This window comes from Thalassospiraceae bacterium LMO-SO8 (assembly GCA_031655335.1).
Lineage (GTDB): Bacteria > Pseudomonadota > Alphaproteobacteria > Rhodospirillales > Casp-alpha2 > UBA1479.
Genome location: CP134226.1, coordinates 139,725 through 156,269, shown reverse-complemented (window position 1 = coordinate 156,269; position 16,545 = coordinate 139,725). Strand labels below are relative to the sequence as shown.

General features: G+C 65.1%; 19 protein-coding genes and 1 riboswitch. Of the genes, 10 read left to right on the top strand and 9 right to left on the bottom strand.

Features of this window, described 5'->3' with window-relative positions:
- Positions 1-259: 259 nt before the first annotated feature.
- Both RJ527_00780 and RJ527_00775 read left to right on the top strand, forming a co-directional pair.
- Positions 260-757 (top strand): response regulator, encoded by a 498-nt coding sequence (locus RJ527_00780; GenBank protein WND76291.1) that lies wholly within the window; start codon positions 260-262, stop codon positions 755-757.
- 9 nt (positions 758-766) lie between these two features.
- A complete protein-coding gene (locus tag RJ527_00775) occupies positions 767-1,252 on the top strand; it encodes a hypothetical protein (protein WND76290.1) in 486 nt (161 codons plus the stop codon).
- Between the two features lie 34 nt (positions 1,253-1,286).
- Here RJ527_00775 and RJ527_00770 read toward each other — a convergent pair whose 3' ends face one another.
- The 5 genes from RJ527_00770 to RJ527_00750 all read right to left on the bottom strand — a co-directional run bounded on the left by RJ527_00770 (position 1,287) and on the right by RJ527_00750 (position 6,011).
- Positions 1,287-1,568, bottom strand: coding sequence for a hypothetical protein (locus RJ527_00770; protein WND76289.1), 282 nt, complete (start codon positions 1,566-1,568; stop codon positions 1,287-1,289).
- Between the two features lie 290 nt (positions 1,569-1,858).
- Positions 1,859-2,446 (bottom strand): hypothetical protein, encoded by a 588-nt coding sequence (locus RJ527_00765; protein WND76288.1) that lies wholly within the window; start codon positions 2,444-2,446, stop codon positions 1,859-1,861.
- Between the two features lie 54 nt (positions 2,447-2,500).
- Positions 2,501-3,805: a hypothetical protein gene (locus RJ527_00760; protein WND76287.1), complete on the bottom strand. Its 1,305-nt coding sequence runs from the start codon at positions 3,803-3,805 to the stop codon at positions 2,501-2,503.
- A gap of 37 nt (positions 3,806-3,842) precedes the next feature.
- Positions 3,843-5,435: a glutamine-hydrolyzing GMP synthase gene (guaA, locus tag RJ527_00755; GenBank protein ID WND76286.1), complete on the bottom strand. Its 1,593-nt coding sequence runs from the start codon at positions 5,433-5,435 to the stop codon at positions 3,843-3,845.
- Between the two features lie 99 nt (positions 5,436-5,534).
- Positions 5,535-6,011 (bottom strand): hypothetical protein, encoded by a 477-nt coding sequence (locus RJ527_00750; protein ID WND76285.1) that lies wholly within the window; start codon positions 6,009-6,011, stop codon positions 5,535-5,537.
- 242 nt (positions 6,012-6,253) lie between these two features.
- On the opposite strand from RJ527_00750, the gene RJ527_00745 reads away from it, so the two are divergent.
- Positions 6,254-7,195 (top strand): hypothetical protein, encoded by a 942-nt coding sequence (locus RJ527_00745; GenBank protein WND76284.1) that lies wholly within the window; start codon positions 6,254-6,256, stop codon positions 7,193-7,195.
- Positions 7,196-7,216: 21 nt separating this feature from the next.
- On the opposite strand, the gene RJ527_00740 is transcribed toward RJ527_00745, so the two are convergent.
- Entirely contained in the window at positions 7,217-7,549 is a 333-nt protein-coding gene (locus RJ527_00740; GenBank protein WND76283.1) for a hypothetical protein, read from the bottom strand.
- Positions 7,550-7,743: 194 nt separating this feature from the next.
- Between RJ527_00740 and RJ527_00735 the strand changes: the two genes are divergently transcribed.
- Both RJ527_00735 and RJ527_00730 read left to right on the top strand, forming a co-directional pair.
- A complete protein-coding gene (locus RJ527_00735; protein ID WND76282.1) occupies positions 7,744-8,265 on the top strand; it encodes a thiamine pyrophosphate-binding protein in 522 nt (173 codons plus the stop codon).
- 17 nt (positions 8,266-8,282) lie between these two features.
- Positions 8,283-8,864, top strand: coding sequence for a thiamine pyrophosphate-dependent enzyme (locus RJ527_00730; protein ID WND76281.1), 582 nt, complete (start codon positions 8,283-8,285; stop codon positions 8,862-8,864).
- A gap of 10 nt (positions 8,865-8,874) precedes the next feature.
- Here RJ527_00730 and RJ527_00725 read toward each other — a convergent pair whose 3' ends face one another.
- Positions 8,875-9,459 carry a peroxidase-related enzyme gene (locus RJ527_00725; protein ID WND76280.1) on the bottom strand — a complete coding sequence of 195 codons (585 nt, stop codon included), beginning with the start codon at positions 9,457-9,459 and terminating at the stop codon, positions 8,875-8,877.
- 155 nt (positions 9,460-9,614) lie between these two features.
- Entirely contained in the window at positions 9,615-11,459 is a 1,845-nt protein-coding gene (gene thiC, locus RJ527_00720) for a phosphomethylpyrimidine synthase ThiC (GenBank protein WND76279.1), read from the bottom strand.
- Between the two features lie 86 nt (positions 11,460-11,545).
- Positions 11,546-11,686, bottom strand: a riboswitch (TPP riboswitch).
- Positions 11,687-11,783: 97 nt separating this feature from the next.
- Between thiC and RJ527_00715 the strand changes: the two genes are divergently transcribed.
- From RJ527_00715 to RJ527_00695, 5 genes are read left to right on the top strand one after another with little or no spacing between them, the layout of a single operon-like run.
- Positions 11,784-12,278 (top strand): thermonuclease family protein, encoded by a 495-nt coding sequence (locus RJ527_00715; GenBank protein WND76278.1) that lies wholly within the window; start codon positions 11,784-11,786, stop codon positions 12,276-12,278.
- A 54-nt stretch (positions 12,279-12,332) separates the two neighbouring features.
- Positions 12,333-12,920, top strand: a complete 588-nt coding sequence (locus RJ527_00710; GenBank protein WND76277.1) for an ABC transporter ATP-binding protein — start codon at positions 12,333-12,335, stop codon at positions 12,918-12,920.
- The gene (gene fetB / locus RJ527_00705; protein WND76276.1) at positions 12,917-13,726 is read left to right on the top strand and encodes an iron export ABC transporter permease subunit FetB; all 810 of its coding nucleotides are present in this window, start codon (positions 12,917-12,919) and stop codon (positions 13,724-13,726) included. The genes RJ527_00710 and fetB overlap by 4 nt, the downstream gene beginning before the upstream one ends.
- Entirely contained in the window at positions 13,723-14,805 is a 1,083-nt protein-coding gene (locus tag RJ527_00700) for an enolase C-terminal domain-like protein (GenBank protein ID WND76275.1), read from the top strand. Before fetB ends, RJ527_00700 begins: the two co-directional genes overlap by 4 nt.
- Before the next feature lie 23 nt (positions 14,806-14,828).
- Positions 14,829-15,785: a D-2-hydroxyacid dehydrogenase gene (locus RJ527_00695; protein WND76274.1), complete on the top strand. Its 957-nt coding sequence runs from the start codon at positions 14,829-14,831 to the stop codon at positions 15,783-15,785.
- Here the strand turns inward: RJ527_00695 and RJ527_00690 are convergent.
- Entirely contained in the window at positions 15,782-16,540 is a 759-nt protein-coding gene (locus RJ527_00690; GenBank protein WND76273.1) for a DUF4126 domain-containing protein, read from the bottom strand. The two genes, RJ527_00695 and RJ527_00690, sit on opposite strands and share 4 nt — an antisense overlap.
- Positions 16,541-16,545: the final 5 nt, after the last annotated feature.

Below are 16,545 nucleotides of genomic sequence, written 5' to 3'. Positions count from 1 at the left end.
CATATAGTTGGGATTGCGGGGGCGGATCGCAAGCGGCGATGTCGACTTAAGTCATATAAGGGACATCGAACAATCCGTGTATAAGCCGGATCAAATGCACCAAGCGGCAAATAACGCGCTCGAAATCGTGCCCCGGTGTTCAGGTTTTTGTCAGTTTAAGCTGTAGGATTGCTCTTGGGGGTAAAAGTTTGGATAGTGATCTATGAGCCTTGAAACGAATTGGGGAAACACCCCGGCATCCGCCGGTCACAAAGCATCGATGAGCGACGGATACGATTTCAGCGCATTGCGGATCTTGGTGGTGGACGACAGTTTCCACATGCGGGAACTCGTGCGCACGTTCCTTGAGGGATTCGGGATCAAGGAAGTCACGGTGTCGTCGGATGCCGAGGAAGCCTATGACCTTGTGGTCAATATGGATCCGGACCTGATCATCACCGATTGGAACATGGCGCCCGTGTCGGGGCTGGAGTTCGTTGAACGTATCCGCAAGGGCGCCAACGTGCCCAATCGGTTCGTGCCGATCATCATGCTGACCGGCTACACGGAAATGAAGCGGGTCGAGGAAGCGCGCGACGCCGGCATCAATTCCTTCCTGGCCAAACCGATCTCGGCGGCGTCGCTGTACAAACGACTGGTCACGTCGGTGCAGGACAAGCGCCAGTACGTGGAATCCACGGGTGGCTATTTCGGGCCCGACCGCCGGTCGCCCAAGCGGCGGGAATTCCGCGGCAAGGAACGGCGCGCCAGAGAATAAGAAACAGCCATGTCAGAAACCCGCTTCCTGAAACCGCAGAAACACATCAGCCAGAAGGTTCGCCCCGGCGGACCATCCATGGAACAGGCCATCTTACGGGCGGTGAATGCCGCCGACGACCTGATCGGCCAGTACCAGGGCTGGGCGGTGGATGACCTGGAAAAGCTCTGGCAGTCCTTTGTTGAGACCTCGCGGTCCGGGCGGGCCGACCCGCTCAGGCTCAAGCAGCTTTACGACATGACCCACGAGGCCCGCGGCCAGGGCGGCAGCTTCGGCTTTCCCCTGATTTCCGTGGTCGGTGATTCGATGTGCAAGTATCTGGAGGGGCGGCCGCGCCTGAAGGCCCGCGACCTCGACGTGATCCGCGTGCACATCATGGCCATGAAGGCCGTGTTCCGGCAGGGCCTGAAAGGCCATCAGGGCGCCCTGAGCAAGGAACTGCACGAGCTTCTCAGCATGTTCCGCGCCAAGGTCGCGCAACAGCAGGCCGGCTGACACCGGCCTGCTGCCGCATCCTCAAGAGTATTTCTTAGAATTCAGCCCGTTCAAGAAACCCGGTCTGCGCCAGATGGGCGTCGAAGATCAGGTAGTCGCGCACCTTGTAGCGGCGCGCCAGTTCCCGTTCGGCGGCCTTGAAGGGGTTTTCGCCCCGCCGCGCGGCGAAGGTCCGCGTCATGCGGCGGCCGAGCGCGCGGTTCTTCAGCACGGGATAGTAGGTAACCTCGACCGTTTCCCGGTCGGGCTGGGCGATATCGGTGTCGAAGCCGGTATCCGGCTGCGGGAGGGCTTGGGCATGGCGGTGGGCGTTCATGGCAAACTCCAATCTGACTCTTAAAATGTTCTCTTTTTGTTCTTAAGTCAAGAGCCTGTGGATAACTACGCTTGCGAGGCCACATATTCAATAGGCCTTAAGTATGTATATCCTCAGTATAGGGTGTATGTGGCCCAAATATGACGGATCCATCACAATATGTTGTGTTTATGCGGTTGGTGGGCATGAGGTCTGCCCAGACTGCATGGCCGCGCGCCGCGACGGTCCGTCGTGCGGATGCGGATGAGTGAGCGGAACCCGGCCGAAGAGACCCGATTCGTGCTTGTCGCCTATTGCTGGGCGGCGCTACGGGCCGCGTGGACCAGGCGGCCGACGGCTTCCGGATGAGGGTCATAGGCGCCGGTCCGGATGTAATGCTCGATGGTCGGGCACAGCCGCGTGACGAAGGCATCCCGCGGCATGCCGTCGTGGGCTTGGCGGGCGCTGTTCCGGCCGGGGGTCAGGCGGTCGAGGATATGCGCCGCGTCGGCGATGACGGCGGCGTTGCGTGCCTGCCAGCGAACGATGTCGCGGCGCATGTCGGTGGCGCAATCGCGCTTGGCGCGGGTCAGCAGGCTGTCGTAGCTGTCGATCATCGCGGCGTAGACGAAGGCCTTTTGCGTGTCGGTCAGGCGCATGGCGTCGGGCACCCGCCCGTCCGCCGTCAGGGTCAGCTTGGCCGGAATGCCGCGCCGGGTGAACGCGGCCGGGTTCCAGTCGTAATCTCCGCCCGGAGCGGTTTCCGGCCCGTCCATGGTGGGCTCCGCCGCAACTTGGGGGCCGACGACGGCCGGATGGTCGACGATGATGCCGAGAAGCACCCGCAGGACGCCGAGGAACAGGATGCCTAATATTAAAAGCCGTTCAATAGATGTCATTGAAAGACTTTAGATAATACGGTCGGAAATGGCGATGATACACGGAAGCGAGGGTCATCGACGGAGAGTCCGGACAAGCACCATGACGGCGCTGAGAAACGCGGCCAAGATGGTTGCCCAGCGCAGCCAATGGAACGTGTAGCCCCGTTGCAATCCGATATACAGCGTCGGTTCAAGCAGATAACGCCGCAGGCGGTATGCAATTTTTGTCGCAAACGGCGGGTTCATTTGATGAATGAACCGGTCGTGCGCACCCCAATACTGCAGGGTTGCATTGCGGGTGAATACGCCTGCGAGGCTGTGGCGCGCATCGGCGGAAAGCGGGAGGCGGACTTCCCCGGGGACGGCTTGATGGGTCGGCCATTTCGCGGCTGCTGCGGATAGGGCGCCGCCGGATACCAGGAACAGCATGTCGGCGGCATTCAGCACGCGGCCGTCGGGATCGGTCAGGTAGTCGATGTTGTGGCTCAAATCCGAATAGGCCCAGCGGCCTTGTTCTGCAACGAAGCTTTCGGTGAATGCATGGCTGCTCATGAGGACGCCGTCGATGGTCCTCCCGGACCACACCAGTCGTGTTGGAACCCCGGCAACGTTCAACAGAAAGGCTTTCATCAAGGCGCGTTGACGGCAGAACAGGGGAATTCCTTTCCCCTCGGCCACATTCAGAACCTGCATCGGCGACATGGTGTCCAGATCGGCGGGAGGTTGGCCTGATTTTATGCGCGCAGTAAGGCCGACCGAGACGGCGGTTATTTTCTCACGCGATGTCATGTTCGGCGTGACACCAATGCGTTTGAGGAACTGTTGGGCCTGTGCCGTGTCAGCGGCGGGATAATCCTCAAGCGGTGGTATCCAGCGTGTGAAATCGGGGCCGGCCTGTTGTGCGACCTCCAGAGGCGCGCGATATAGATTGATCAAATCCGGGTGCGGCGCATCTGTCGGTGCATCGGCCTGCGGCGTAAAGGCGATATCGAATTCCAGGGGGTGCGGAATGATCAAACCCGGGCAACCCTGGGGATCAACCCGATATATGTGGCGGCCCGGCACGAGGGTGATGACAGGAACCGGACTGTCGATGGTTTGCGTTGTGCCGTCGCTGCGGACAACCCGCCAACGCCCGCACATGCCGGCGTTGGTCAGAAGGACGGTCAGGCGGTGGCCGTTTTTGTCGAAACCGGAAATGCGGGCCCCTGCTGAGGGGGGCGGGGCGTAAATCTCGCCAAGGGTCGCAGGCTGATATTCAAGCCACAGGAGATCGCCGCGAAAAACGAAGACGGCGATTGCGGCGGCACCGCTTATGCAGGCGGAAAAAAACCAGAACGGTGCGGCGGTGTAGGCCTTTCTGAGGGGCGTTGGCAAGACTGTTCGCTCCGGTTGGCGGGCCGGTCGCGCTCGGCTATTCCCATTCGATGGTGCCGGGCGGCTTGGACGTCACGTCGTAGACGACGCGGTTGATGCCCTTGACCTCGTTGATGATGCGGTTGGCCGTGCGGCCCAGGAATTCGTGGTCGAAGGGGTAGTAGTCCGCGGTCATGCCGTCGGTCGAGGTCACGGCGCGCAGCGCGCAGACGAAATCGTAGGTCCGGGCGTCGCCCATCACGCCCACGGTCTGCACCGGCAGCAGCACGGCGAAGGCCTGCCAGATGGTGTCGTACAGCCCGGCGTTGCGGATCTCGTCCAGGTAGATCACGTCGGCCTTGCGCAGGATGTCGAGCTTGTCGCGCGAGATGGCGCCGGGAATGCGGATCGCCAGGCCGGGGCCGGGGAAGGGATGGCGGCCGACGAAGGTCTCGGGCAGGCCCAGTTCGCGGCCGAGTGCGCGGACCTCGTCCTTGAACAGTTCGCGCAAGGGTTCGACCAGGGCCATGTCCATGCGTTCCGGCAGGCCGCCCACGTTATGGTGGGACTTGATGGTGACGCTGGGTCCGCCCGTGAACGACACGCTTTCGATGACGTCGGGATAGAGCGTGCCCTGGGCCAGGAACTTGGCGCCGCCCACGTTCTTGGCCTCTTCCTCGAACACGTCGATGAACAGCTTGCCGATGGTCTTGCGCTTGATCTCGGGGTCGGTCACGCCGTCCAGTTCGCCCAGGAACAGGTCCGAGGCATCGCGGTGGACAAGCGGGATGTTGTAGGTGTCGCGGAACAGGGAGACGACCTGATCGGCCTCGCCCTCGCGCATCAGGCCGTGGTCGACGAACACGCAGGTCAGCTGATCGCCGATCGCTTCGTGCAGCAGCACGGCGACGACCGATGAATCGACGCCGCCCGACAGCCCGCAGATCACCCGGCCGTCGCCGACCTGATCGCGGACCTTCTGGATCGCCTCGTCCTTGAACGCGGCCATGGTCCAGTCGCCGGCGCAGCCCGCGATCTTGTGCACGAAATTGGCCAGCAGCTTGGCCCCGTCGGGGGTGTGCACGACCTCGGGATGGAACTGCACGCCGAACATGCGGCCCGAAGAGTGAGCGATGGCGGCGAAGGGCGAGCCGTCGGATACGGCCACGGGGCGGAAGCCGTCGGGCACGCGGATGATCTTGTCGCCGTGGCTCATCCACACCTGGTGTTTTTCGCCCTTGGCCCATACGCCCGCGAACAGGGGGCAGTCCTCGGTCACCTGGATGAAGGCGCGGCCGAATTCCCGGTGGTTGGAGGGCTCCACCTCGCCGCCGGTCTGGGCGACCATGGTCTGCTCGCCGTAACAGATGCCGAGCACGGGCAGGGTGCCCACGGCGGACGCGGCGTCGAACAGGGCCTGGGGCGCCCTGGGGGTCGTCTGCTCGTGCACGGAGGCGGGCCCGCCCGACAAGATAACGCCCTTGGGCGCGAACGCCTGGATGAAGGCCTCGTCGACGGTGTTGAAGGGGTGGATCTCGCAGTAAACGCCCGATTCCCGGACCCGGCGCGCGATCAATTGCGTCACCTGGGAGCCGAAATCGACGATCAGGATTTTTTCCGCGTGAAGATCGTTGTGTGACGCTTGAGACATGGGGTGCTTCTATCGCGAACCCACCCCTGAGTCACGCCCGGAGATGTCCCGATACATCGGAAAAATTCGCAGGAAAAACGGCGGCGGGCCGTGTCCGGCCTACATGCGCGCCAGGCGGGCGCAGCTGGTCGGGCGGTCGCCCACGCCCTGGTCGCCGGCGGCCATGAACACGCGGTCGATCACGTGGCGGCCGAGCACGCCGTTGATGCGGTCGGCCAACTGCTTGTCCAGGCCCGAGGCGGCGACGTTCGGCCAGGAGAACGGCCCCCGCACGTTGGCCTGCATGAAGGATTTCACTTCCATCTGGACGCGCGCAAGGTCGCGGCAGAACTCCGCGCCCGCCTGTTTGTCGGTCACCCGGAAGGCGATGGAAATGGGCACCAGGGCCGACGATCCGCCCTGGTAATCGACCCGCGCCAAATAGGGTGAGACCTGCATGTCATAGACCTGACCGGTGCGCGCCGCCGATTGCGCGCCGACGCCGTCAATCGAGCCGCCAGGCCCGAGAATCCAGACGGCCGTAACGGCCGCCGACATCGTTGTGCCGAGGGCGGCCCCTGCAAAATAAAGGTTCACCGATGCTCCCCTTATCCAATGCCCTCCCCCCGCATCCAACGGAGGGATATGGTTAATATTATCACTCAATCATATGCGGTGCTGTTCACTTTTGAACTAAGGAATTGCTCAGTGATGTAAATTGTTGAATTCACGCCCATATATCTTGTGCCGAGCAGCGCGGCCCGGGGCCGGCCGTTAACGGAATCGACACCGGCGCCCTTGAAAATGATCGAGACCCTGCCGGGAACGGAACCATAGCCATGACGACATCGACATTCACCACCTGCGCGCCTGCCGCCGCCGTGCTGGCGGCGGTTCTGCTGGCCGGCCCCGCCGCCGCGCAGACACAGTCCCCGGCGCAGGCTCCGGCGGCGGCCCCGGCGGCCCCGGCGGAAGCGAAGGCGAGGATCTCGAAACGGGACTGCCGCCGGCTGCTTCGCCATCAGCCCAGCGGCGACGTCGCCTACAAACCCGGGGTCGACGCGCGCGGCAAGGCGGTGGCTCCGGCGGACCTGTCGGGCGGGTTCAAGATGGTCCTGCCCGACGTGTTCGAATTCAACGTGACCAAGGACCTGACCGCCTATCTGGGCGGGGCCGAGGACCAACTGGCCGCCGACAAGGCCACCGCCCTGGCCGCCGAGAAATCGGCCGCCGCGACCGATGCCGCCGTGTCCTCGGCGGCATTGTCCGTGTCGGGGGCGCAGGACGCCTATACCACGGCCGCCGCCGCCGCCGAGGCCGCCACCGCCGCCGCCGCCGCCGCGCCCAATGACGCGGCCCTGGCCGCCGCCGCCGCCACGGCGACCGCGACCGCCGCATCGGCGCAGACCAGTCTTGCGGCGACGCAGACCTATTACACCGCGACCCAGAACGCCGCCGCCGCCAACGATGTGTCGGCGGCGCTGTCCGGCGCCAACGCGGCCAAAACGGCGGCCGAAGCCGCCGGCTACACCCCCGACGCCACGGCTCAGTCGGCCAGCACGAAGGCGTCAACCGCCGCTTCGGCCTCGGCCACCGCCGACGCGGCGGCGCTCGCGGCGCGGGAAACCGTGGCGAAAAGTGCCGGGATGGAATTGAACGTCGGCACCGTGCGCTTCAACATCAACACGGGCGCCATGACCTTCAACGGCCAGCCGTTGAACGACGCCGCCATGGGCGAGATGGCGGTGATCTGCAAAGAGATACTCTCCGGCGGGAAGTGATCGGCGGGCGTTCGCCTCAGCCTAATAGCACTGCTTGCGCGCGTCGCGGCACTGGGTCTGGCAGGCCTTGTCGGACCCGCAGGCCTTGCGGCATTGCTTGAACAATGCCCCGCAGTCCTTCTGCCCCTGGCCCATGCCCGATCCCGAATTACCTGCAACGCCGCATTGCATGGCGCAGGAGGCCTTGGCGTCCGCACCGTTCTGTTCGATGCAGTTGCTGAAACAGACATGGCCCGGGGCTTGGCCCAATTGTTCGCCGTGGAAGTGCAGCTTGCCCGTGTCATGGGCGCTGACCGTGGCGGGCAGGGCGAAGATCAGGGCGGCGACGGCCAGGGCGGCGAACAGGCGTTTCATGGGGCGGCTCCCGTCTTTCAATGTCATCAATGCCCCATGGTAGCGCGGGTGTGCGCAGGCGGAAACCGGATAGGTGATGCGGGCCACGAGGGGGGTTCCGCGCCGCCCGCAGGGATTGTATACAATAACCTTCGAAGGGCGGCCCATAACGCCCGCGACCGGCGCAACGCCGGACTAGGGAGGAAACAATCGAGATGTCCAAGCATCCCCACGACGAGTGGTCGCAGGTTCTGTTCCGTCAGTTCAAGGACGCGGGCGTGGACCTGTTCACCTATATCCCCGACGCCGGCAACGCGCGCCTGGCCGAACTGGCCGAGGAAGACAACGAAACCCGCCTGGTCCTGCTGACCACCGAGGAAGAGGGCGTCGCCATGGCGGCGGGCGCCGATCTGGTCGGCAAGAAGTCGGTCCTGATGATGCAGTCGTCGGGCGTGGGCAACTGCCCCAACTACCTCAGCTTTTCCAAGGGCGGGAACTTTCCCTGCCTGATGATGGTGTCCATGCGCGGCGACTATGGCGAACAGAACCCCTGGCAGTACCCCATGGGCCAGGCCGTGGACAAGATCCTGGAAGCCATGGGCGTGGCGATTTTCCGCGTCGACCGCCGCGACGAGCTCGAGGGCGCGGCCCAGGCCGCCATCAACGCCGCCTTCCGCAACTGTCAGGGCGCCGCCCTGATCCTGACCCAGAAGTTTCTGGGCGCCAAAGCGTTCTGATCGGGGAGAGACATATCATGGCAAGCATCACCCTCGACCGCCGCGCGCTTCTGGCCCCCCTGTTTCCGGATCAGGACAAGTGGCTGTTCGTCTCGGGCCTGGCGGGCTCGTCCAAGGACGCGGCCGGGCTGACCAACGACGGCCCCAACCTGTTCACCATGGCCGGCTGCATGGGCTCCGCCGTCGCCACCGGCCTCGGCATGGCGCTCTCGGCCCCGGAAAAGCAGGTCGCCGTCATCACCGGCGACGGCGAATTGCAGATGGGCCTGGGCTCTCTCAACACGGTAGCGACCCAGGGGCCCGCGAACCTCACCGTCGTCTGCATCGACAACGGCACGCATGGGGAAACGGGCGGCCAGGAAGGCCACACGGTCCACCGCACCAATCTGGGCCTGATCGCCCAGGGCGCGGGCTTCCCCAGCGTGAAGGAAATCACCTCCGCCGACCAGATCGCCGACGCCCACGATTTCATCCGCACGGCCCCCGGCCCCCGCTTCCTGTGGTGCCGCGTCCTGCCCGGTGACCCCACGGCCTTCAAACGCAACTTCAACCCGGCGGAATGCCGGATCGCGTTTCGGAGGGCGTATTTGGGGGCTTAGCGCGCCGCGATCACCCGCGCCCCAAGGTATAGAATTCATTGTTGGGTCGCATGGCGGTGAAATTTGCCATGCGGTTTGACAGCGCGAAGAACGCGGCGATGGCGGCGATGTCCCAGATGTCCTCGTCGTCGAAGTCATGGGCTGTCAGGGCTGCCAGATCTGTGTCCTCGATCGCACCCGCGTCTTGCGAGACCTTCATGGCGAAATCCAGCATGGCGCGCTGGCGCGGCGAGATGTCGGCCTTGCGGTAGTTCACGGCGACTTGGTCGGCGATCAAGGGGTTCTTCGCCCGGATGCGCAGGATCGCACCGTGCGCGACCACGCAGTACAGGCAATCGTTCTTGGCCGAGGTCGCGACGACGATCATCTCGCGCTCGGCCTTGGAAAGGCCCCCGTCCTTTTCCATCAGCGCGTCGTGGTAGGCCATGAAGGCGCGCAGTTCTTCCGGCCGGTGGGCCAGCGCCAGGAACACGTTGGGGATGAACCCAGCCTTTTCCTGCACGGCGAGGATCATCTCGCGCAGGTCGTCCGGCAGGTCGATCACCTCGGGCACGGGATAGCGGCTGATCTTCTTCGCTTGTTCGGATGCGGACATGTCCTCGGGGCCTCGTCTCTTGCTTCGATGGAGCGCGCAGCATCGCCCGGAGCGAGGGAAACCGCATTGACCGAGGTCATGCGGAGAGTGGGCAAAGGAAAAGGCCGGGCAATGCCCGGCCTTTTCGTATTCGGTGGAGAGGAGGGGGGTGGCGGTCAGTCGTCGTCGCCCGCCGCTGCCTTCTTGTCGAGATAGTCTTCCTTGTAGAGCTCGGCGCCCTCTTCCTTGAACTTCTCCGACATCTCGTCCATGCCTTCTTTCGCATAATCACGAACCAGGTTGGTGATTTCCATGGCGCAGAACTTGGGTCCGCACATGGAGCAGAAGTGCGCCGTCTTGTGCGCGTCTTTCGGAAGCGTCTGGTCGTGGAAGTCGCGGGCCCGGTCCGGGTCGAGGCCGAGGTTGAACTGGTCTTCCCAGCGGAATTCGAAGCGCGCACGGGAGAGCGCGTCGTCGCGGGCGGCGGCCCCCGGGTGCCCCTTGGCCACGTCGGCGGCATGGGCCGCGATCTTGTAGGTGATCACGCCTTCCTTCACGTCGTTGCGGTCGGGCAGGCCGAGGTGCTCCTTCGGCGTCACGTAGCACAGCATGGCCGTGCCGAACCAGCCGATCATGGCCGCCCCGATGCCCGACGTGATGTGGTCGTAGCCGGGGGCGATGTCGGTGACCAGCGGCCCCAGGGTATAGAACGGGGCCTCGCCGCAGACCTTCAGCTGCTTTTCCATGTTCATCTTGATCTTGTGCATCGGCACGTGGCCGGGGCCTTCGATCATCACCTGGCAGTCCTTCTTCCAGGCGACCTGGGTCAGCTCGCCCAGCGTTTCCAGTTCGGCGAACTGGGCCGCGTCGTTGGCGTCGGCGGAGGAGCCGGGGCGGAAGCCGTCACCGAGGGAGAAGGTGACGTCGTAGGCCCGCATGATGTCGCAGATGTCCTCGAAATGGTCGTAGAGGAACGATTCCTTGTGATGGGCCAGGCACCACTGGGCGATGATCGAGCCACCCCGCGAGACGATGCCCGTGACCCGGTCGGCGGTCAGGTGGATGTGACGCAGGCGGATGCCGGCGTGGATGGTGAAATAGTCGACGCCCTGTTCGCACTGTTCGATCAGGGTGTCGCGGTAGATTTCCCAGGTCAGGTCCTCGGCCCGGTCGACCTTTTCCAGCGCCTGATAGATCGGCACGGTGCCGATCGGCACGGGCGAGTTGCGGATGATCCATTCGCGGATATTGTGGATGTTGCGGCCGGTCGACAGGTCCATGACCGTGTCGGCACCCCAGCGGATGGCCCACACCATCTTGTCCACTTCTTCCGCGACCGACGACGTCACGGCCGAGTTGCCGATGTTGGCGTTGATCTTAACCAGGAAGTTCCGGCCGATGATCATCGGCTCCGTTTCCGGGTGGTTGATGTTGTTGGGGATGATGGCGCGGCCGCGGGCGATCTCGTCGCGCACGAATTCGGCGGTCATGAAATCGGGGATCGAGGCGCCGAAGCTTTCCGCCCCGTCCTTGGCCTTGCGCAGGACGTCCGCCGGCAGGCGTTCGCGCAGCATGTTCTCGCGGATCGCGATGTATTCCATTTCCGGGGTGATGATGCCCTGGCGGGCGTAGGCGATCTGCGTCACCGGCGTGTCGCCGATGGCGCGGCGCGGCGCGTTGCGCACGGGAAATTCGGGGACCAGGTGGTCGTCGTCCACGTTGCCGTTGTCTTCCGGCTTCACGTCGCGGCCGTCATAGGGTTCCGTGTCGCCGCGCGCCAAAATCCATTCCTGGCGGACCTTGGGCAGGCCGGCCTCGATGTCGATATAGGCCTTGGGGTCCGTGTAGGGGCCCGAGGTGTCGTAGACCACCGTCGGCGCTTCCATGGCGCTTTCGTGGACGTGGATTTCGCGCATGGGCACCTGGACCCCCGGCAGGGTGCCTTCGACGAAAATCTTGTTCGACGCGGGCAGCGGCCCGGTGGTGACATCGCCGGTGGTGGGTTTGCGGATGACGTTCATGGATCAGGACTCCCAAGGTCGCGTTATCGAATGGTCGCTCAAACGGTCCGGCGAATAACGGCGCGTGGGAGAAAAAATAGAAGAGCCCCTTTGGGGGTTCCGTTCCCTACGCCGGCATTGCTCCGGATCAGGTTCGAAGGGTCACCGCGTTGCCCGCCTTCGCCAGTTTGGCTACGGCGCGGCCGTCGGAATCTCAGCCCCCTATCGGGGCCCCCCGTCGGAACAGGGGGAATCTGGGGGTTAACGTGGGCGAGGTCAAGGAATTCCGCCCGCGGATGGGGCTGGCCTTCGGTCATATCGCCGATTATTTCGGATTCTGGTAATATGTCCGCCATGAAAAATGCTTTGGCCGTAACAGGTTGCCTGTTGCTTCTGGTGGTCGCCTGTTCGCCCGACGGCGACGACGGGGGGCTGAAGGGGCGCGCCTGCGTGATGGACGGCGACACCCTGATGATCGGCGGCACGCGCCGCCACACGAAATGCGTCGACGGCCAGATCGTCGATCTTTGGGGCATCACGGCGTTCGGCCTGGACCAGTTGTGCCCGCATCCGTCGGGCCGGATGATCCGCTGCGGCCTGTATGCCGCCGCGCAATTGCAGGAAAAAGTGAAGACGGGAGAGATCCGCTGTGAGCAGAAGGAAAGCAAATTCGGCGGCGTGATCTCGGCGCAATGCTTCCTCGGCGACGAGGACATCGGCCAGTACATGGTCGCCCACGGCTTTGCCCGGGCCGATGCCCTGGCGACCGAACGCTATACCGGCCACGAGGCGCAGGCCAAGGCCCAGCGCCGCGGCCTGTGGGAGACGGGCGCCAGATAAACCGCGCCGATTATTCTGTCGCCACGTTCCGGGCCGCCCCCTAATATCCCTCCCATGCTGTCGATCCGAAATCTCCGCGCGCGTCTGGTGCAGGTCGACGACCTGGACCTGGACGCGGGCGACTGCATCGCCGTCATGGGGCCGTCCGGCTCGGGCAAAAGCCTGATGTTGCGGGCGCTTGCCGACCTCGACCCGGCGGAGGGCGACATCACCCTGGACGGCCGCGAACGGATGTCCATGACCGGGCCCGAGTGGCGCCGCCAGGTGATGTACGTCGGCCCGGAATCGGGCTGGTGGGAAGACCGGGTCGGCGACCATTTCGAGGATCCGGAGGCGGTCACCGGCGTGCTGCAACGCCTGGGCTTCAAGGCCGACGCCCTGACCTGGCCCGTGTCGCGCCTGTCGACCGGCGAGCGCCAGCGCCTGGCCATCGCCCGGGCCTTCGACCGCGGGCCCCGGGTGCTGCTGATGGACGAGCCCACCGGAGCCTTGGACCAGGAAGCGACGGCCCTGGTCGAAGGCGTGATCCATGATTTCCTGATGGACGGCGGCATCGTCATTCTGGCGACCCATGCCAAGGAACAGGCGGCGCGGCTCGGTAAGCGGCTGTTGACCATGAAGGAAGGCAGGCTGTCCGCATGACCAGCCAGGCCATTCCCCTGTCGGCGCTCGACCTCGCCCTGGCGGCCCTGCTGCTGGTTCTCAACGGCGGGATCTCCCTGTGGCTCGGCCTCGGCATCACCCGCTCCCTGGCCATCGCGGCGCTCCGCATGACGGTGCAGCTGCTGCTGGTCGGCCTGGTCCTGAAGGCGCTGTTCGCGCAGCAGTCGCCCTGGCTGACGCTCGGCGTGGTGGCGATCATGGTCGGCTTCGCCGGCTACGAGATCATGAACCGCCAGGACCGCAAGCTGACCGGCTGGTGGTCCTACGGCATCGGCGTCTCGACCATGACCTTCGCCGCCATTTCGGTGACCTGCCTGGCGCTGACGACGCAGCTCAAGCCCGACCCCTGGTGGGATGCGCGTTATGCCGTGCCCATCCTGGGCATGATCCTGGGCAACGCGATGACCGGGATCAGCCTGGGTCTCAACACCTTGTTCAACACGGTCGTGCGCGAACGTTGGGCGGTCGAGGCGCAGATCGCCCTGGGCTTCCCGCGCGAGGTGGCGCTTCGGCCCTTCGTTCGCCGGGCCCTCAAGACGGCCCTGATGCCGACCATCAATTCCATGGCGGCGACGGGGGTGGTGGCCTTGCCGGGCATGATGACGGGCCAGATTTTGGCCGGCGCCGACCCGGTCGAGGCCGTGAAGTATCAATTGCTGGTCATGTTCCTGATCGGCGGGGCGACCGGCATCGGCGCCACCCTGGCGATCTATGCCGCCGTCTGGCGTATCACCGATCCGCGCCATCGCCTGCGCCTTGATCGTTTTCAGGAGACCGACCAATGACCGAGACCATCGCACGCCTGACCGCCCGGCCCGTGGTCGTGCCCATGCGCCGGCCGCTGGCGACGGCGGGCGGGGCCGTGTCGGAGGCCCCTCTGGTGCTGGTCGACGTGGAAACGGCATCGGGCATCGTCGGTCGCGCCTATTCCTTCGCCTATCACACCTGGGCCTTGAAACCGATCATGGCCATGTACGAGGTGCTGGCGGACAAGGTGACGGGCAAGGCGCTCGACCCTCGGGCGGTTCAGGCGGAACTCTGGGCCGCCTTCCGCCTGTTGGGCGCCAAGGGGGTGGCGGGGCAGGCGATCTCCGGCCTCGACATGGCGCTGTGGGATGCTCTCGGGAAATCCCGGAACCTGCCGCTCTATCGGCTTTTGGAGGCCGAGGCGGTGGCGATCCCCGCCTACAACTCCAAGGGCCTCGGCATGATCGGGGCCGAGGCGGCGGCGGTGGAGGCGCGGGCGCTTCTCGACGAAGGCTTCAACGCGGTCAAGCTGCGCCTGGGCTATCCGACGCTGGCGGAAGACGTCGCCGTGACCCGCGCGGTCAAGGCCGCGATCGGCCCCGACGCGCCCCTGATGAGCGACTACAACCAAAGCCAGGACGTGGAAGAGGTCATCCGCCGGGTCAAGGCGCTGGACGGTGAGGGGCTCTATTGGGTCGAGGAGCCGGTCCATTACGACGACTTCTACGGCCATGCGGCGCTGCGCGCGGTGGTGAAGACGAAAATCCAGACCGGCGAGAACTGCTGGTTCCCCGGCGAAATGGCGAAATGCATGGCCGCCGGCGCCTGCGATTACTTCATGCCCGACGCGGGCAAGATCGGCGGCGTCACCGGCTGGCTGGGCGCGGCCAAGCTGGCGGCGGCGGCCCACCTGCCGATCTCCAGCCATCTGTACCCCGAAGTCAGCGTGCACCTGTTGGCCGCGACGCCGACCCGCCACTGGCTGGAATACGTGGACTGGGCTGAACCGGTCCTGGTCGAGGGGCTGCCGGTGGTCGACGGCCATTGCCACCCTGCGGAAAAACCCGGCATCGGCATTGAATGGAACGACCGGGCCGTCGATAAGTACGGGGTGTGATTCCCAGCCTGAAAGTCCCCGCCATGACCGATACCATCGTCTTTCTCGACCACGGGTCCCTTGCCCCCGGCACGACGTTACGCGCCCCCGGTTTTCCCCATCAATGGGTGGATCACGACGAAACCAGGCCGGGCGCGGTCGCGGACCGCATCAAGGACGCGGCCATCGTCGTCACCAACAAGGTCAAGGTGGGGGCCGCCGACATGGACGCGGCACCGGGGTTGAAGCTGATCGCCGTCTGCGCCACGGGCACGGACATCATCGATCTGGCGGCGGCCAAGGCGCGGGGCATTACCGTGTGCAACGTGCGCGGCTATGCGGAACATTCGGTGCCCGAACACGCCTTCGGCCTGATCCTCACCCTGCGGCGCCAGATCATCGGCTATCTCGCCGACGTCAAGGCGGGCAAGTGGCAGGACGCCGGCACCTTCACCTTTTTCACCCACGAACTGCGCGACCTGTACGGCACGCGGCTCGCCGTCGTCGGGCGGGGCTCGCTCGGCCAGGGCGTCGCCACGATTGCAAAGGGCTTCGGGATGGAGATCGTGTTCGTCGGCCGCAAGGGCGTGGCGGCGCCGGAAGCCCCCCTGATCCCCTGGGACGAGGCGATCGAGACGGCGGACGTGCTGACCCTGCATTGCCCCCTGACGCCGGAAACGCGCGGCATGATCGGGCTGGATGAATTCAAGCGCATGAAGCGCACGGCCCTGGTCATCAACACGGCCCGGGGCGGGCTGATCGACGAGGACGCCTTGGTCCGGGCCCTGACCGACGGCCTGATCGCAGGGGCGGGGATGGACGTGGTGTCAAGCGAGCCGCCGCCCGCCGATCACCCCTTCATGGCCCTGGTCGGGCGGCCCGATTTCATCCTGACGCCGCATACGGCCTGGGCCGGAAACACGGCCCGCGCGGCCATGGCGGAACAGTTGATCCAGAACATCGAGAATTTCAAAAAGGGATCGCCGACCAACGTGGTTTAAGGCGCAGGATCCGTTCCGGGCCGCTTGGCGATGTCTGTCGTGCCGGCGGTGGGCGCGTCCCCGGGACCGCTGCCATCGGGCGGCGCCCAGTCGCCGGGGCCGCCGGAAAACCCGGCCGATCCCATGCCCGCCATGCTTTCCTTCGGATGGCGCAGGCTTTCCGGGTCCTTGTAGCCGCCGAAGAACCGGGCGATGCCGCGCCAGATCTTGGGCACCAGCCAGATCACCAGCAGGGCGAACAGGCCGAGCCCGATCAGGAAGGCGACCGGGTTGAACAGGGCGAGCGCCAGGCCGCCGAACACCAGGACATCCTCGAACAGACTCATGCCCCAGTTGGAAAAAGGTTCGGGCGACGTATTGATGACGGCCCGCGCCCCCGCCTTTGCGGCGTGGGTCCCGGCGGCGATCATGCCGCCGCCGAGCAACGCGGCCACGGTCTGCAATTCGTCGTTCATGAAATCCAGCCCGCCCACGGCGCCCGCCGCCATGAGCGCGCCCGCCGGGATGCGGATGAAGGTGTGGATCAGGTCCCAGATGGAATCCAGGCCGGGGATCTTGTCGGCGAAGAACTCGATGAAATACAACAGCGCCGCCGCCGCCAGCACCCAGGTCGAGGACAGCACGGCCATGCTGTCGGGCAGGGAGATCACGCCGAAGGCGTCGAGCCCGCCCAGCACCAGCACGGTGGCGTAAAGGTTCAGCCCGCTGCCCCAGGCGGAGCCCAGGGCGACGGCGAGGGCGGTCAACGGTTCCACGTTAT

What these genes read in the sequence shown, in the direction of transcription:
- RJ527_00740 (WND76283.1), bottom strand. Translation starts at nt 7,549, where the DNA reads ATGAAACGCCTGTTCGCCGCCCTGGCCGTCGCCGCCCTGATCTTCGCC.
- RJ527_00700 (WND76275.1), top strand. Translation starts at nt 13,723, where the DNA reads ATGACCGAGACCATCGCACGCCTGACCGCCCGGCCCGTGGTCGTGCCC.
- RJ527_00775 (WND76290.1), top strand. Translation starts at nt 767, where the DNA reads ATGTCAGAAACCCGCTTCCTGAAACCGCAGAAACACATCAGCCAGAAG.
- RJ527_00745 (WND76284.1), top strand. Translation starts at nt 6,254, where the DNA reads ATGACGACATCGACATTCACCACCTGCGCGCCTGCCGCCGCCGTGCTG.
- RJ527_00730 (WND76281.1), top strand. Translation starts at nt 8,283, where the DNA reads ATGGCAAGCATCACCCTCGACCGCCGCGCGCTTCTGGCCCCCCTGTTT.
- thiC (WND76279.1), bottom strand. Translation starts at nt 11,459, where the DNA reads ATGAACGTCATCCGCAAACCCACCACCGGCGATGTCACCACCGGGCCG.
- RJ527_00725 (WND76280.1), bottom strand. Translation starts at nt 9,459, where the DNA reads ATGTCCGCATCCGAACAAGCGAAGAAGATCAGCCGCTATCCCGTGCCC.
- RJ527_00715 (WND76278.1), top strand. Translation starts at nt 11,784, where the DNA reads ATGTCCGCCATGAAAAATGCTTTGGCCGTAACAGGTTGCCTGTTGCTT.
- fetB (WND76276.1), top strand. Translation starts at nt 12,917, where the DNA reads ATGACCAGCCAGGCCATTCCCCTGTCGGCGCTCGACCTCGCCCTGGCG.
- RJ527_00765 (WND76288.1), bottom strand. Translation starts at nt 2,446, where the DNA reads ATGACATCTATTGAACGGCTTTTAATATTAGGCATCCTGTTCCTCGGC.
- RJ527_00695 (WND76274.1), top strand. Translation starts at nt 14,829, where the DNA reads ATGACCGATACCATCGTCTTTCTCGACCACGGGTCCCTTGCCCCCGGC.
- RJ527_00770 (WND76289.1), bottom strand. Translation starts at nt 1,568, where the DNA reads ATGAACGCCCACCGCCATGCCCAAGCCCTCCCGCAGCCGGATACCGGC.
- guaA (WND76286.1), bottom strand. Translation starts at nt 5,435, where the DNA reads ATGTCTCAAGCGTCACACAACGATCTTCACGCGGAAAAAATCCTGATC.
- RJ527_00710 (WND76277.1), top strand. Translation starts at nt 12,333, where the DNA reads ATGCTGTCGATCCGAAATCTCCGCGCGCGTCTGGTGCAGGTCGACGAC.
- RJ527_00735 (WND76282.1), top strand. Translation starts at nt 7,744, where the DNA reads ATGTCCAAGCATCCCCACGACGAGTGGTCGCAGGTTCTGTTCCGTCAG.
- RJ527_00780 (WND76291.1), top strand. Translation starts at nt 260, where the DNA reads ATGAGCGACGGATACGATTTCAGCGCATTGCGGATCTTGGTGGTGGAC.